Raw genomic sequence first — 14,015 nt, forward strand, 5'->3', positions numbered from 1 at the left:
CGACTTTTGAAGGAACGCGGGGGCCCTGCGTTTCCTTCAGGGGAATGCGGGGCCCCCGCGTTCCGGGAAGAACGGAGGGTGGGCGGCTGGCAGGATGGGTGGGGTGTGGACCATCGCTGGATCGTTGGAACCCGTGCCTGTGCTGTCGCGCCTCGACTTGGTGCCTGCGCCGGTTGAGGCCGCGTTGAAGGTTTTGGACGGCGCGGACCGGGTCGCGGTCGCCGAGATCGACGCGTCGCTGGCCGACACCGCCGAGTTCTGCGCGCACTACGGCTCACCGCTCGAAGCCTCCGCCAACTGCGTGGTCGTCGCGGGCAAGCGCGGCGGTGAGATCCGTTATGCAGCCTGCATGGTGTTGGCGACCATGCGCGCGGACGTGAACGGTGTCATCCGCAAGCGGCTCGACGCGCGCAAGGCGTCGTTCGCGCCGATGGACGAAGCCGTGGCGTTGACGGGCATGGAGTACGGCGGCATCACGCCCGTCGGCGTGCCTGCGGACTGGCCGATCCTGGTGTCGCCGGAGGTGGCCGCCGCTCCCGAACTGGTCGTGGGCAGCGGCATCCGCGGCAGCAAGATCCTCATCCCGGGCGACGTGCTGATGAAGCTGCCGGGCGCGGAGATCGTCCCGGATCTAGCTCGCGTACTTGACCAGTAGCTCGACCGCCTCGTCGAGGTCGTCGGTCACGAGGATCCACTTCTCGGCCTCCCGGCCCGCCGCCAGCTTCTGCACGAGCGGCGCGGCCGGCACCTCGTCGGTCCAGAAGTCCTTGCCCAGGAACACCATGGGGGCGGCCGGGCCGACGCTGCCGTAGTAGTTCTGCGTGAAGTCCTGGAAGACCTCCTGGACCGTGCCCGCCTTGCCGGGCGTGTAGACGATGCCGCCGGTCGCGACGGTCAGCAGGCCCTCCTCGCGCACCGAGTTCGCGAAGTACTTGGCGTGCAGCTCGCACGCCGGGTTGGGCGGCTCGTGGCCGTAGAACCAGGTCGGGATGCCGATCGTGCGCGGCTTGGCGAAGCTCGGGATCTCCGGGAACGCCGCGAGCCACCGGCCGATCGACTCGTCGTCGTGGCCGAACGTCGGTGCCTGCGCGAGGGCGTCGAGGACGTCCTGGTCGGCTTCCCCGAGCCGGACGCCCAGCGGCACGGCCTCCATCGCGCCCGGTCCGCCGCCGGTCAGCACCGTGAAGCCGGCCCTCCCCAGCGCGGCGCCCAGCGAGACCGCGTTGCGGTAGCCGGCCGAGTCGCGGGGCAGCGCGTGCCCGCCCATGACCGCCACCGGTGAGCCCGTCAGCGTCTCGTCGAGGGCCTCGGTGATCGAGTGGTCGTGCAGGCGCTCGGCCAGCGCGTGCAGCGGGTCCGGGTGGTGGCCCTGCCGCTTGCTGTGCTGGTAGATCGCCGCGTCCGGGGTGTCCGCGTACGACCGGGGGTTCGCCGGGTCGAAACCGGCGAACAGTTCAGCGGGCGTGTAGAGGGACGACCGGTACACCTCGTACGGCACGTCGGGGATCACCGGGAAGATCAGCGCTCCCGCGGCCTCCGCCCTGCGCTGCATCGTCTCGCTGAGGGCGCAGCCCAGCAGCAGCGCGCCGTCGAGGGGGACGCGCACGTCCTCGCGCGTCAGGTCCAGCCCGATGATGACGGCTTTGCACAGGTCAGGCTGGGCACGCAGCTGATCCAGGTCGGTGATTTCGGTCCGCACGAAAGAAAGCCTATGCCTGAGGCGAACCAACGTGGCGCGGAATCCGAATGAGTAGTGGGAACCGAGGTCCGTTCGTCATCCGTCGAGCGGCCGTGGGCCGCGCTGCCCAGGAAAGGTTCCCCCGCAATGGCTACCGAACAGCTGACCGGATGCGCCGCCCGTGGCGCCCGAGTGGTGGATCCCCACCGCGTCGAGTACCTGGACTGCGGCGGTTACGGAGTCCCCCTGCTCGGCCACGCCCATCCGGCGGTGGTGCAGGCGGTGGTCGGCCAGGTGCGCCGGCCGTCGCTGCTGGACCGCCTCATGCTCGACCTGGTCACCCCCAACGGCCTCGACCACGTGCACGTCTTCCCGTCGGCCTCCGAAGCCGCCCAGTTCGCCGTTGCCCTGGCTCAAGCCAATGGCCGCCCACGCGTGTTGACCACGGGCGAGGTCCCGTACGGCGGCATTGACTCGTTACGCATGACCCTGGCTTCCGGACCGCCCGCGTGCGTGCTGGTGGAACCGGTCCGCGGGGTGTCCCTGCCTCCCGACGGCTACCTGCGCGCGATCGCCGAGGTGTGCCGCGAGCAGGACGCGCTCATGATCGTCGACGAGACCCGCACCGGCCTCGGCCGACTCGGCGTGTGGTGGGGCTGCGACGTCGACGGCGTGACCCCGGACATCCTGCTGGTCGGCGAGGGACTCTCCGGTGGCGTGCTGCCGATAGCCGCCGTCGTGGCGTCCGCCGACGTCGAAGTGCCGCTGTGGCGCGGCCCGGAGGCGGTGTCGCCGCTCGCGTCGGCCGCCGTCAACGCCTGCCTGCGCGTCACCGCGACGGACGGCCTGGTCGAACGGGCCAAGCTGCTGGGCGACGAACTGCTGTACGGACTGCGCGCCGTCGTCGCCGGCAAGGCCCACGCGTCCGGACGCGGTCTGCTGCTCGGCGTCGAACTGCCGGACAAGCGCGCGGCCGACGTCTTCACCGGCGAGCTCCTGCGGGCGCGGGTGCTCGCCGACTTCCGCGGCCGGACGGTGAGCTTCACACCCCCGGCCGTCATGTCGGCCGCGGACGCCGGATGGCTGGTCGAGGCCGTGGGCAGGGCCGCGGCCAAGATCTGACGTTCGCCCAGCGGGCACCGCGCACCCCCTGCCAAGATCCACGGCGGGGGTGCGCGGTGCTCAGACTTCTTCCGGTTCTCCTCCTGCTGCTGACCGGATGCAGCGTGCTGGAGGGCTTCAACACCGACGTCAACGCCGTCGGCAGGCAGATCGTGGCCGACTGGAAGCAGCGGCCGGAGGTCGCTGCGGCGCGGTTCGAGTACCGGCACGGCCTCGACCTCGACCTCGACCTCGGCGAGAGCATGACCGTCGAGGTCATGGTGCACGCGGACAAGATCATCGAGTCCACCCTCCGCGACCTGGTGGACATCGCGAAACGCGACTACCGGACCGGCACCGGCCGCCGGGTCGACTTCCGCGTCCTGTTCACCTCCGCTGAGCAGTTCCGCTCATCTTGTCCGATTCGGTGTGCGTCCCCTTGATCAGTCGTGGTTTCCTCTTCTGCGACTGAACGGGGGTACCGGTGTACGGCAATCCGGATGAGCTGGACCGAATCGCGGGCGAGATCGAGAAGCGCGCCGAGTCGGTGCGCACCCGCGGCACCGACATGAACGACCGCGCGCGGGCGATGCGGTGGAAGTCGGTGGCGGCCGACCGCTGCCGTGACACCGTGGAAGCCGACCGGCGCAAGCTGTTCCAGGCGGCGGACGGCCTGGACGGGGCCGCGGCGGCGCTGCGCAGGCACGCCCAGGAGGTCCGCGAGATGATCGCCGCGATCAAGCGGATCGCCGAGGCCGTCACCGGGTGGTTCACCAGCGCCGTCGACACGTTCAACCGGGCCGTCGACGCGTTCAACAACGCGGTCAAGGACATCGCGAACGGCGTGGCCGACGCCCTCGGTCTCGGCGGCGGTCAGGCACCGCAACCCCCGCAGCCGCCGTGGACCGGCTGGAAGTGGGGCCCGGACAACCTGCCGCCGCACGGCGACAAGGCGTGGCTCGAGGTCGGCGAGTACCTGCGCGGTCAGGGCGTGCCCGCGTGACCCCGGCACCGCACCGGCTCGTGCTGTCCGCCGGAGAACTCGCTTACCTGGTCGAGAAAACCGGCGTCGACCTGCCACCGGACTGGCGGCCGGCCCAGGACGTCCAGATCGGCCCCGCCGAGGCCGGGCTCACCAAGAAGCGCGTCGTGACCGGCGTCGGTGACGAGGCCGAGGTGCATCCGTCGGTGGAGCGCAACCTGCAGATCCTTGCCGGGCCAATGGTTCTGCTGGACACAATCGCGTCCATCGGCGCCAAGAGCTCGCACAGCGTCCACGCGGTCAACGGCCCGTTGGGTGCTTCTCTCTTTGCGTTGGGCGACGGCGCGGTCGAGCTGTCCATGTTCGCGTCGGTCGACCTGGGCAAGGAACTGATCCGCGCGGTGCCGCCGGACGAACCCGCCGGCACCAGCCTGGAGTCGCGGCTCGGTGGCGCGCAGAACGCCGAACCGCTGCGCGGCCGGTTGCCGTTGGAGGCGTTGCAGGAGATGGGCGCGGCCAGGCTGTTCCGCGCCGCCGACCCGGACGCCCCGGCCGCCGTGCTGGACCAGCTGGGCCTCTCCGGTGAGGAGGCGTCGCTGGCGCGCGACGTCGCCGACCAGACCGACGGCGCCCTGCGCTGCCTGGTCATCTGGGCCAACGGGACGTCCCAGGTCAACTGGGTGCACACCACCGGCGGCTGGAGCGGACTCGACCCCGAACCGGACGGGTCGGGCCGCCGGATGGTGCGGCTCGAACCGGCACGACGTGAGGACCTGGGCACCTGGGTGGCGCCCGCGGTGGCGGGAGCACTGGCATGACCATCTCGAACATCCAGGTCGAAGGCGGCGCGGGCGGCGTCGAGGCCAAGTACGACGACCTCGCCGCCATGGGCGACCTCACCGCCGACGTCGCCGGCGACACCCTCAAGACCGCGGCGGCCGGCCACAAGTTCCTGGCCGAGCCGGACGTGCTGGCCTCGGCCCTGCTCAACCCCGGCGGCGTGGCCAAGTTCGAGGCCGCGATGGCCGTCGCGCTCGACGGACCCAACGGCCTCTCCGCCACGTCCGCGGGCATCGGGCTGCGCGGCGAGGCGCTGAAGGCCACCCGGATCGCCTACGAGATGGCCGACGAACTGGCCGCGAAGGGCCTGGACGCCAGTCGCTGGTTCGCGGGCCTGGCGGTCGCGACCAACCCGCTCGGCGCCGCCGTGGTCGGCGGTGGCTCGATCGCCGCCGACGTGTACCTCAACTACGACGGCGACTGGGAGAAGTGGCTGGTCAACCACCCCGGCATGGTCGACAACCTGGTCGGCATGACGCCGGGGATGCTCAGCGCGCTGGGAATCCCGATGGACCTCGCCACCAGCCTGGACCTGCTGGCCGCCACCTACCCGGACAGCGACGCGAAGGTGACCGACTCGCGGATCTCGAACCCGGACGAGCCGAAGAACCTGGGAGACCTCCTCGACGGTCTCGCCAGGCGCAACGATTCCAGGGAGCACGAGAGCGATCAGGATCCTGATCCGGCCAACCTCGACGTTCAGATCATCCGGGACGCGAACGGCAAGGTGACCGGCTACGTGGTCGACATCCCTGGCACCAAGGAGTGGAACGCGCCGTTCACGACGAAGGGCGCGAACGACCTCGGCACCAACGTCGATGCGATGGCGGGCAACAACACCGTGCTGCAGAAGGGCATCGAGGAGGCACTGCGCAGGGCGGGGGCCCACGACACGGGCGCCCCGGTCATGCTGGTCGGCCACAGTCAGGGCGGCATCGTCGCGGCCCAGGCAACAGGTGACCTCGTCGCGAACGGGTACAACGTGACGCACGTGCTCACCGCGGGTTCTCCGGTCGGCCGCATCGACATCCCGGACAACGTGCAGGTGTTGTCGCTGGAAAACCGCAACGACATCGTTCCCCGTCTCGACGCCTCCGAGAACCCGGACAGTCCGAACCGCACCACGGTTCAGTTCGACAACCAGCAGAACACCGTGAGCGGAAATCACAAGATCGAGGGCAACTACGCGGGTGCCGCTCGAGAGCTCGACCGGAATGCCAACCCCTCCGTGCAACGATACAAGGACGGCCTCGGCGCGTTCACCGGTGGGAGCTCGTCCGAGATGCACACCTATCGCGTTGATCGTGAAGGCGAGAAGCAGAAATGATCCTGTTGCGCACGGCGGCCGCGTTGTCCGCGCTCGTCCTGCTGGCGGGCTGCGGTGGAGGGGAGAAGGAGTCGCTCACCTTCGACAAGACCAATGACGAACTGGGGAAGAAGATCGCGGCAGACTGGCAGGCCGTGCAAGGGGTGACGGAGGCCACGTACGAGTACCGGCATGCGGTCGATCGGCAGGCGATTTCGCTCAGGGCGGCGCTGAAGCCGGACACGGCGTCGGATTCATTGGTCCAAGAACTCGTCGAGATCGTGAAACGCGACTACTGGCAGAGCACTGCGGACGTGGTCTTCTCATCGTCGATGTTCAGGTCCGCCAAAATTCCTGAAACTCCCGTCAAGGACAAGTCGATCGTCATGTTCGACGGTCCGATCAAAATCGACGTGTACGACAAAGAGCAAGTGGACGAGCTGACCAAGAAGTACGGTCCTCGTCCGGAGAAGAAATGAGCAACGCGATGACGCCCGACCAGTGGCTCGCCGACTTCGAGGCCAAGACGGCCGAGCTTCAGCGCAACGCCGCAGCCTTCCGCCGCAACCTCGAATCCGCGGGCACGACCGTCACGACCGAGGACAAGTCGATCACCGTCACGGTCGCCCCGAACGGCGCCCTGCTCGACCTGAAGATCGAGGGCGACGCCGAGCTGGCCGGCAAGATCCTCGCGCTCACCAGGTCCGCTCGTGAAGGCGCGGCGACGAACGTGCTCGACCAGTTCCGCCAGGTCGTCGGCGGTCACGCGAACGAGCTGGACACCGACGTGTCGGTCCCCGCACCGCTCGCACCCGAGCAGAAGAAGGCCGCTCAGCCGGAAGAGGACTTCAGCGAGAAGACCGTCTACCGCAAGGAAAGCTGGTAGGACCTCAGAAGATCACCGTCTGGTTGCCGTGCACCAGCACCCGGTCCTCCAGGTGCCACCGCAGCCCGCGCGCCAGCACGACCTTCTCGATGTCCCGGCCCTTGCGCACCATGTCCGCGACCGAGTCGCCGTGGTGCACCCGCAGCACGTCCTGCTCGATGATCGGCCCGGCGTCCAGGTCGGCCGTCACGTAGTGGCACGTGGCGCCGACGAGCTTCACGCCGCGCCGGTGTGCCTGGTGGTACGGGCGGGCGCCGATGAACGACGGCAGGAAGCTGTGGTGGATGTTGATCGTGCGGCCTGCCCAGGCCGCGCACAGCTCCGGCGGCAGGATCTGCATGAAGCGCGCCAGCACCACGGCGTGCGGGTCGTGCTTGTCCACCAGCTGCCGCAGCTGGGCGAACGCGGCCTGCTTGCCCTCGGGATCGTTCGCGGGGAACGGCACGTGGTGGAACGGGATGCCGTGCGCGCGCGTGATGTCGCCGAGTTCCGGGTGGTTCGCGATGACCGCGGACACCTCGACGTCGAGCTCGCCGGTCGCGACACGGGCCAGCAGGTCGTAGAGGCAGTGCCCTTCCTTCGAGACGAGGATCACCACGCGTTTGCGCGAGCCCGTGTCGGTCACCGTCCACGTCGACTGCGCGCCCAGCGAGGCGGCCACGTCGGCGAACTGGGCGCGCAGCTCGTCCACGGCGAACGGCAGCGAGTCCGCGCGGACCTCCTGGCGCGTGAAGAACCAGCCGGTCTCCGGGTCGGTGTGGTACGCGGCCTCGACGATCCAGCCGCCGTTGTCCGCGAGGAACGACGAGATCCTCGCGATGATGCCGGTGCGGTCCGGGCAGCCGAAGGTGATCACATAGCGACGTTCAGGAGATGGCACGCCGCAGAAGTATTCACGGCCTGGGCACCGCCGCCAACAGGGACTCGTCTCCGGTCACGATCGCGTGGCTCGGACGGCCCCAGAGCCTGCGGTAGATGGCGTCAGCGGTGCCGGCGAGGGTGACGTCGGCGTCGACGGCCGAGTCGTGCACGGCGGAGACCACCACCGGCTCACCTGCGGTCAGCAGGACCTCCCACGTGCGGCCCGCGTCGGCCGCGTGCACCAGCAACCTGCCGGTGACCTCGATGACCCGGCCCTTCTGCAGCTGGCGCGGCACCATCACGGTGAGGAACTCGTCGATGCCGTCGGCGGCGAACTCCGAGTCGAACAGCAGCGTGGGCACGTCGTGGCCGGTCGCGAGCTCGGCGTCCAGGCGGTGGATCGACGTCTCGTGCGCCTGCCTGCGCGCCCACCAGCCCGCGCGGTTGGTGCCGTCGAACGTCCACGCCGGACGGTCTCCCGGGGTCTCGCGCAGGTTCGTCACGAGCGTCGACACGGCGCTGTCCCACCAGGTGAGCGCCTCGTCGAAGTCCTGCGGCGGCGTCGGCCACTCGGGCAGACCCGCTTCGGGGGCGGTGACGACGGCCTGGCCCGCCCACGAGTGCACGGCGGCCTGGTGCCGCACCAGGTCCAGCACCGTCCACTCAGGACACGACGGGACCGCCGCGTCCGGGCCCGCCTTGACGGCGGCCGAACGCATCAACGAAGCCTGGGTCTCGATCTGCGCGACGAAGTCCACCAAACCAGCCTAGGGCGCGACGGCGGCCCATTCGAGCGAGATTTCCCCCAGGCGCCAACGACGTCGGTCGTCCAGCACCGGCCAGCCCCGCTCGGCCAGCAGCCGTGCCGACTCCACCCACCGCGCCCGCGGCCCGAACGGTGCGAACGGCGCCGCGGTGGCCCAGCACGCGTCCAGCTCCGCCAGCAACGCGTGCACGCGCTCACCCGGCACGTTCTTGTGGATCAACGCCTTGGGCAGCCGCTCGGCGAGGTCCGACGGCACCTCGATCCCGGACGGCTTGCACGCCAGCGTGAACTTCCGCGGCCCGTCCGCCGACAGCGTCACCCACGTGCACCGACGTCCGATCTCGTCGCACGTGCCCTCGACGACCAGGCCGCCGGGAGCCATCCGCGAGAGCATCGTGTCCCACGCCTCGAACGCCTGCTCCTCGGTGTACTGCCGCAGCACGTTGAACGCGCGCAACAACACCGGCCGCGCACCGGCCAGTTCGAAGCCTCCGCGCCGGAAGTCGAGCCACGGCGGGTCGGCCACCGCCTTGCCCGCCTCGACGCGGTCGGTGTCGATCTCCAGCCCGAGCACGCGCACGTCGGGCCGCACGGTGCGCAGCCGTGCCGCCATCTCGACGGTGGTGATCGGCGACGAGCCGTACCCGAGGTCGACCACGAGCGGGTCGGGCACCGAAGCCAGGAACGACGAGAGCGTGCCGGTCATCCACCGGTCGACCCGGCGCAGGCGGTTCGGGTTGGTCGTGCCGCGCGTAGGCAGGCCGAGCGCACGGGCCCGGCCGGCCGCTAGCCGCGGTTTGCGAGCCATTCCGACGTGAACTCGCTCTCCTTGTTCAGCAGCACCACGACCTGCTCGGCGATCAGCTTCTCGAGCTTGCCGCCCATGAGCGGGATGCTGACCTTGACCTCCCCCGTGAGGGTGAGCTTCGAGCCGGAACCGTTGTCCGTGAGGGTGAACGCGCCGTCCAGCCGGCCGGGCACGCCGTTGATCGTCACCTCGACCGTGCCCGCGAGCGCGGCCCAGTTCTCGACGCGCTGGATCACCAGGTCGCCGCCGAGCAGCGACTTGGCCATCGACGGCAGGTGCTCGGCGGGCACGCCCTGCCTGAGCTGGTAGGACGTCCTCGTCTCGGTGGTGGTGAACGTCACGAGACCGGCGTTCGTGCCACCGATCTCGGCCAACCGGTCGCGCAGATACGTCTCGTCGACCAACGCGCCGAAGACCTTCTCCGCCGAATGGGGTGACGTGGTGTGGTGCTCGATGCGGCGTGCCATGTCGCGGAGGCTACCGTTGACGTCTGTGACCACCACGCAGTCCGTACCTCTGGCCGAGCGCACCACGCTCCGACTCGGTGGCCCGGCCGCGCGGTTCGTCCACGCCACGACCGCCGCTGAGCTGGTCGAAGCCGTGCGAACAGCCGACGCCGCCGACGACGAGAAGGTCCTCGTGCTCGGCGGCGGATCGAACCTCGTGATCTCGGACGGCGGCTTCGACGGCACCGTGGTGCACGTCGCCACCAAGGGTTTCCGGCTCGACCCGCTGGGCGGCGGGATCGTCCAGTTCACCGTCGAGGCGGGTGAGGAGTGGGACGCGGTCGTCGCCGAGGCGGTCGCGCAGGGTCTCGGCGGCCTCGAGTGCCTGTCCGGCATCCCCGGCCTCAACGGCGCCACGCCCGTGCAGAACGTCGGTGCGTACGGCGTCGAGATCTCCCAGGTGCTGCAGTCGGTGGATCTTCTCGACCGGCGCAGCGGCAAGGTGCACCAGGTGCCCGCCGCGAAGCTCGGCCTCGACTACCGCACCAGCGTGCTGAAGGGCACGGACAACGCGGTCGTGCTGCGCACCAGGTTCTCGCTGACCGCGGGCGGCATGTCCGCGCCGATCCGCTACGCCGAGCTGGCCCGCGTTCTCGGTGTGGCGCAAGGTGATCGCGTTCCGGCCGACGAGGCCCGCAAGGCCGTGCTGGAACTGCGCCGCGGCAAGGGCATGGTGCTCGACCCGGCCGACCACGACACGTGGAGCGCGGGCTCGTTCTTCACCAACCCGATCATCGACGACTCGACGTTCGCGGGCGTGCTGATCCGCATCGCCGAACGCCTCGGCTCCGACGTCGACGTGCCGACCTACCCCGCCGGCCCCGGCCAGAAGAAGCTCTCCGCGGCGTGGCTGATCGAGCGGGCCGGCTTCCGCAAGGGCCACCAGGGCCCCGGCGGGCGGGTGTCGCTGTCCAGCAAGCACACGCTGGCCCTCACCAACCGCGGCGGCGCGTCCACCGAGGACCTGCTCGACCTGGCGCGTGAGGTGCGCGACGGCGTCCGTGCGGCGTTCGGCGTGGAACTGCACCCGGAACCGGTCTTCGTGGGCGTTCAGCTGTAGGGCTGTCCGGGTGACTCCATGTGACGAACGGCTACCGCGCGTGTTTCATTGACTCAGGGGTGGAACGGAGGTCGCTGTGAGCTACCTCGACGACAACGCGCGCGAGGTCATCCGGCCGGTCAAGCGCATGGTCGAAGACGAGTTCCTGTCCCGGCCGGGCGTGATCGGCGTCGACATCGGCGAGAAGTACACCGGCGGACGCCCGACGGGCCGGGCCGCGATCGTGGTCTACGTGTGCGCCAAGGGACCTGAGCACCCGCAGCAGATCCCTCCGGAGGTCCGCGGTGTGCCGACGGACGTGGTCGCCGAGTCGATCGTGCTGCACCGGGCCAGGATCACGCGGACCGCGGACGACCATCCCGTTGTGGCGGAACGGCATCCGGTGCTGCGGGGCGGCATCAGCATCGGTCCCGCGCGGTCGGTCCGGGTCGTGCCGCCGGAGGTCCCCACGGCGGGTGAGTACGTGATCGCGGGCACGCTCGGCGCGTTCGCGGTCACGCGGGAGGAACCGCGGAAGGTGTTGGGGCTCACGACTTTCCACGTCGGCTGTGTCGACGACTCGTGGGCGGTGGGCGACGCGTTCGTGCATCCGTCCAGAGTGGACGGTGGCGTTCCCGGCGCGGATCAGGTCGCGGTGCTCGACCGGGCCGCGCTCGCGGGTGCGGTCAGCGCGGCGGGGCTGAAGATGGGCGCGCGGCCGTTCCGGGCGGAGGTCCTCGACGTCGGCGCGCTCACCGGCACGGCACCGGCCACGATCGGCTCGTCGGTCCGCAAGTACGGCCGGACCACGGGTCTGACGCACGGCATGATCGCGTCGACGGACGTGACCCTGAAGCTCGACTTCGGGGACGGCATCGGCGTCAGGACGTTGCGCGACCAGATCCGCGTGCACTCGTCGGAACGCTTCGGTGACCACGGCGACTCAGGTGCGGTCCTGGTCGATGCCGACAACCGCGTCGTGGGCCTGTACGTCGCCGGATCGGGCTCGACGGGGTTCGCGAACCCGATCGAGCCCGTCCTGCGTCAGCTGGACGTGGAGCTGCTCACACCCGGTGTGCCCGAGTCGCGAAAGGCTCAGTAGTCGCCCGCGCATCCTGGGTTGGCCTGCGGGATGCCGCACTTGGACGCCGAGGCCGACGCCGCCGGAGCGAACGCGAGCACCAGCGCCGCGACGGTCACGACCGCCGCCACCAACTTCTTGATCATTTGAACCCCCGGGATGATCTTGGCGGCGCCCCCTGCCCCGCCGAGATCATCCTAGGGTTCGCGGTGCACCCGAGTCGCGGAAACTTGGGCCCGCGGCTTGAGCACGATCTCGTCGAGGTTCACGTGCGACGGCCGGGTGACCGCGAACGCGATCACGTCCGCCACGTCGTCGGCGGTGAGCGGGGTCAGGCCCTCGTAGACCTTGGCGGCGCGCTCGGTGTCCCCGCCGAACCGGTTGGCCGAGAAGTCCGTCTCGACCATGCCCGGCAGGATCTCGGTGATCCGCACCGGCTGGCCGAGCAGCTCGCCGCGCAACGTCCGGTGCAGCGCCGACTGCGCGTGCTTGGCGCTGGTGTAGCCGGAGCCGTTGTCGTACGCGTCACGTGCCGCGACGGAGGTCACGGACACGATGTGCCCGTCGCCGGACGCGATCAGCTTCGGGATGAACGCCTTGGTCACCAGCAGCGTGCCGAGGACGTTCGCCTCCCACATCCAGCGCCACTCGGCCGGATCACCTTCGGCCACGGTGGAAAGCCCGCGTGCGCCGCCGGCGTTGTTCACGAGGACGTTGGCCTGGGGTACCCCTTCGGCGAAGGCGGCGACGGAGGCCTCGTCGGTGACGTCCAGCGCGATGGCCGTCCCGTCGATCTCCTTCGCGATAACGTGGAGACGGTCCAGACGACGTGCGCCGAGCACGACGTGGAAACCCTCGGCGGCCAGCCGCCGGGCGGTGGCTTCGCCGATGCCCGCACTGGCTCCGGTCACTACTGCGACAGGTCGATTCACAGCTCCGATCGTAAGTCTGTGACCGACATCACTCGCACCGTCACCTGGTCCTGCACGTCCACCATGGTGGGAGGTCGAAACCGTGAAGAGAGCACTTGTCGCGCTGGTCGCCGGGCTGACGCTGCTGACCGGCTGCTCGAGTGTCGAGGCAGGCTCGCCCAAGGCGGACAGCTCGCAGCCATCCGCGAAGGTCACCCTGTCGCCGGTCGACGGCACCAAGGACGTGCAGGTCACGGCCCCGGTCCAGGTGACCGTGGTGGACGGGGCGATCGAGTCCGTCGCACTGAAGTCGCCTGAGGGCAAGGACGTCAAGGGCACGCTGACCGAGGACAAGACGGGCTGGACCACGGCCGAGCCGCTGGGCTACGGCAAGACGTACAGCTACTCCGGCAAGGTCGTCGGCAAGGACGGCAGGCCGGTCGAGCTCAAGGGCTCGTTCACCACCGTCGCGCCCGGATCGCAGACCCGCGCGACGCTGTGGCCGGGTGACGACCAGACCGTCGGCGTGGCGGCGCCGATCATGGTCAAGTTCGAGGCCCCGGTGCAGGACAAGGCGACCGTCGAGAAGGCCCTCAAGGTCACCAACTCGGCGAACGTCACCGGCACGTGGGCCTGGCTCAACGACCAGGAAGTGCACTACCGGCCGGAGAAGTACTGGCCGGCGAACACCCACATCAAGGTCGAGGCCAAGCTCTACGGCGTGAGCTACGGCGGTGGCGCGTTCGGCAAGTCCGACGTGTCCAGCGAGTTCAACATCGGCCGCAACCAGGTCGTGCAGATCAACAACCCGACGCACCAGCTCGTGGTCCTGCGCGACGGCCAGCAGGTCGCCTCGTACCCGGCCTCGTTCGGCCTGGACAACGACGCGGAGCGGACCACGCCGAACGGCACGTTCGTGGTCATGTCGAAGAACGACACGTGGTCGTTCGACAACCCGCGCTACGGCTACACCAACGTCGTGAAGAAGTGGGCCGTCCGGTTCTCCAACCACGGCGAGTTCATCCACGAGAACAACGACAACGCGGCCAACATCGGCAAGAACAACACCTCGCACGGCTGCGCGAACCTGATGGAAGCCGACGCCAAGGCGTACTACGACTCGGCGATGATCGGCGACCCGGTCGAGGTGACCGGTTCCATCACCACGCTGCCGCCCCAGTTCGACTGGTACGACTGGCAGATCCCGTGGGAGCAGTGGAAGAGCAAGTCCGCGGCCAAGTAGGCCTCAG

18 protein-coding genes are annotated in these 14,015 nt (G+C 69.7%); 11 read left to right on the forward strand and 7 right to left on the reverse strand.

Annotation, left to right across the window (positions count from 1 at the left end):
- Positions 1-94: 94 nt before the first annotated feature.
- Positions 95-655, forward strand: coding sequence for a YbaK/EbsC family protein (locus ABZV40_RS15535; protein WP_355440804.1), 561 nt, complete (start codon positions 95-97; stop codon positions 653-655).
- Here the strand turns inward: ABZV40_RS15535 and ABZV40_RS15540 are convergent.
- The gene (locus ABZV40_RS15540; RefSeq protein ID WP_355440807.1) at positions 632-1,699 is read right to left on the reverse strand and encodes a hypothetical protein; all 1,068 of its coding nucleotides are present in this window, start codon (positions 1,697-1,699) and stop codon (positions 632-634) included. The two genes, ABZV40_RS15535 and ABZV40_RS15540, sit on opposite strands and share 24 nt — an antisense overlap.
- A gap of 126 nt (positions 1,700-1,825) precedes the next feature.
- Here ABZV40_RS15540 and ABZV40_RS15545 point away from each other — a divergent pair, with 126 nt between their 5' ends.
- Genes ABZV40_RS15545 through ABZV40_RS15575 form a run of 7 tightly spaced genes read left to right on the forward strand, consistent with a single transcriptional unit; the run spans position 1,826 to position 6,793 of the window.
- Positions 1,826-2,800, forward strand: a complete 975-nt coding sequence (locus tag ABZV40_RS15545) for an aminotransferase class III-fold pyridoxal phosphate-dependent enzyme (RefSeq protein WP_355440809.1) — start codon at positions 1,826-1,828, stop codon at positions 2,798-2,800.
- A gap of 56 nt (positions 2,801-2,856) precedes the next feature.
- Complete coding sequence (locus ABZV40_RS15550) at positions 2,857-3,222, forward strand: hypothetical protein (protein WP_355440812.1); 366 nt, start codon at positions 2,857-2,859, stop codon at positions 3,220-3,222.
- A 41-nt stretch (positions 3,223-3,263) separates the two neighbouring features.
- Entirely contained in the window at positions 3,264-3,782 is a 519-nt protein-coding gene (locus ABZV40_RS15555) for a putative T7SS-secreted protein (protein ID WP_355440814.1), read from the forward strand.
- Positions 3,779-4,579, forward strand: coding sequence for a hypothetical protein (locus ABZV40_RS15560; RefSeq protein ID WP_355440817.1), 801 nt, complete (start codon positions 3,779-3,781; stop codon positions 4,577-4,579). Before ABZV40_RS15555 ends, ABZV40_RS15560 begins: the two co-directional genes overlap by 4 nt.
- Positions 4,576-5,928: a hypothetical protein gene (locus tag ABZV40_RS15565; RefSeq protein ID WP_355440820.1), complete on the forward strand. Its 1,353-nt coding sequence runs from the start codon at positions 4,576-4,578 to the stop codon at positions 5,926-5,928. The genes ABZV40_RS15560 and ABZV40_RS15565 overlap by 4 nt, the downstream gene beginning before the upstream one ends.
- Positions 5,925-6,386 carry a hypothetical protein gene (locus ABZV40_RS15570; protein WP_355440824.1) on the forward strand — a complete coding sequence of 154 codons (462 nt, stop codon included), beginning with the start codon at positions 5,925-5,927 and terminating at the stop codon, positions 6,384-6,386. Before ABZV40_RS15565 ends, ABZV40_RS15570 begins: the two co-directional genes overlap by 4 nt.
- Positions 6,383-6,793, forward strand: a complete 411-nt coding sequence (locus ABZV40_RS15575; RefSeq protein ID WP_355440827.1) for a YbaB/EbfC family nucleoid-associated protein — start codon at positions 6,383-6,385, stop codon at positions 6,791-6,793. The genes ABZV40_RS15570 and ABZV40_RS15575 overlap by 4 nt, the downstream gene beginning before the upstream one ends.
- Before the next feature lie 4 nt (positions 6,794-6,797).
- On the opposite strand, the gene purU is transcribed toward ABZV40_RS15575, so the two are convergent.
- Genes purU through ABZV40_RS15595 form a run of 4 tightly spaced genes read right to left on the reverse strand, consistent with a single transcriptional unit; the run spans position 6,798 to position 9,695 of the window.
- Entirely contained in the window at positions 6,798-7,649 is an 852-nt protein-coding gene (gene purU / locus ABZV40_RS15580) for a formyltetrahydrofolate deformylase (RefSeq protein ID WP_355440830.1), read from the reverse strand.
- 37 nt (positions 7,650-7,686) lie between these two features.
- Positions 7,687-8,412, reverse strand: coding sequence for a maleylpyruvate isomerase N-terminal domain-containing protein (locus ABZV40_RS15585; protein WP_355440833.1), 726 nt, complete (start codon positions 8,410-8,412; stop codon positions 7,687-7,689).
- A 9-nt stretch (positions 8,413-8,421) separates the two neighbouring features.
- Complete coding sequence (locus ABZV40_RS15590) at positions 8,422-9,228, reverse strand: class I SAM-dependent methyltransferase (protein ID WP_355440836.1); 807 nt, start codon at positions 9,226-9,228, stop codon at positions 8,422-8,424.
- Positions 9,207-9,695, reverse strand: coding sequence for a DUF2505 domain-containing protein (locus ABZV40_RS15595; protein WP_355440839.1), 489 nt, complete (start codon positions 9,693-9,695; stop codon positions 9,207-9,209). Before ABZV40_RS15595 ends, ABZV40_RS15590 begins: the two co-directional genes overlap by 22 nt.
- Here ABZV40_RS15595 and ABZV40_RS15600 point away from each other — a divergent pair.
- Positions 9,694-10,794, forward strand: coding sequence for a UDP-N-acetylmuramate dehydrogenase (locus ABZV40_RS15600; RefSeq protein ID WP_355440841.1), 1,101 nt, complete (start codon positions 9,694-9,696; stop codon positions 10,792-10,794). The genes ABZV40_RS15595 and ABZV40_RS15600 overlap by 2 nt on opposite strands.
- A gap of 76 nt (positions 10,795-10,870) precedes the next feature.
- Positions 10,871-11,875, forward strand: a complete 1,005-nt coding sequence (locus ABZV40_RS15605) for a hypothetical protein (RefSeq protein ID WP_355440844.1) — start codon at positions 10,871-10,873, stop codon at positions 11,873-11,875.
- On the opposite strand, the gene ABZV40_RS15610 is transcribed toward ABZV40_RS15605, so the two are convergent.
- Positions 11,869-12,000 (reverse strand): hypothetical protein, encoded by a 132-nt coding sequence (locus ABZV40_RS15610; RefSeq protein ID WP_355440847.1) that lies wholly within the window; start codon positions 11,998-12,000, stop codon positions 11,869-11,871. The two genes, ABZV40_RS15605 and ABZV40_RS15610, sit on opposite strands and share 7 nt — an antisense overlap.
- 51 nt (positions 12,001-12,051) lie before the next feature.
- Positions 12,052-12,786: an SDR family NAD(P)-dependent oxidoreductase gene (locus ABZV40_RS15615; RefSeq protein ID WP_355440850.1), complete on the reverse strand. Its 735-nt coding sequence runs from the start codon at positions 12,784-12,786 to the stop codon at positions 12,052-12,054.
- 82 nt (positions 12,787-12,868) lie between these two features.
- Between ABZV40_RS15615 and ABZV40_RS15620 the strand changes: the two genes are divergently transcribed.
- Complete coding sequence (locus ABZV40_RS15620; RefSeq protein WP_355440853.1) at positions 12,869-14,008, forward strand: Ig-like domain-containing protein; 1,140 nt, start codon at positions 12,869-12,871, stop codon at positions 14,006-14,008.
- The last annotated feature ends 7 nt before the right edge of the window (positions 14,009-14,015 follow it).

Source organism: Lentzea sp. NPDC004782 (assembly GCF_040609115.1).
In the GTDB taxonomy this organism is placed as follows: domain Bacteria; phylum Actinomycetota; class Actinomycetes; order Mycobacteriales; family Pseudonocardiaceae; genus Lentzea.

Bases quoted from the DNA above. Each gene is read 5' to 3' on its own strand.
- ABZV40_RS15575 (WP_355440827.1), top strand. From the start codon at position 6,383: ATGAGCAACGCGATGACGCCCGACCAGTGGCTCGCCGACTTCGAGGCC.
- ABZV40_RS15600 (WP_355440841.1), top strand. From the start codon at position 9,694: ATGTCGCGGAGGCTACCGTTGACGTCTGTGACCACCACGCAGTCCGTA.
- ABZV40_RS15565 (WP_355440820.1), top strand. From the start codon at position 4,576: ATGACCATCTCGAACATCCAGGTCGAAGGCGGCGCGGGCGGCGTCGAG.
- ABZV40_RS15570 (WP_355440824.1), top strand. From the start codon at position 5,925: ATGATCCTGTTGCGCACGGCGGCCGCGTTGTCCGCGCTCGTCCTGCTG.
- ABZV40_RS15590 (WP_355440836.1), bottom strand. From the start codon at position 9,228: ATGGCTCGCAAACCGCGGCTAGCGGCCGGCCGGGCCCGTGCGCTCGGC.
- ABZV40_RS15610 (WP_355440847.1), bottom strand. From the start codon at position 12,000: ATGATCAAGAAGTTGGTGGCGGCGGTCGTGACCGTCGCGGCGCTGGTG.
- ABZV40_RS15545 (WP_355440809.1), top strand. From the start codon at position 1,826: ATGGCTACCGAACAGCTGACCGGATGCGCCGCCCGTGGCGCCCGAGTG.
- ABZV40_RS15535 (WP_355440804.1), top strand. From the start codon at position 95: ATGGGTGGGGTGTGGACCATCGCTGGATCGTTGGAACCCGTGCCTGTG.
- ABZV40_RS15595 (WP_355440839.1), bottom strand. From the start codon at position 9,695: ATGGCACGCCGCATCGAGCACCACACCACGTCACCCCATTCGGCGGAG.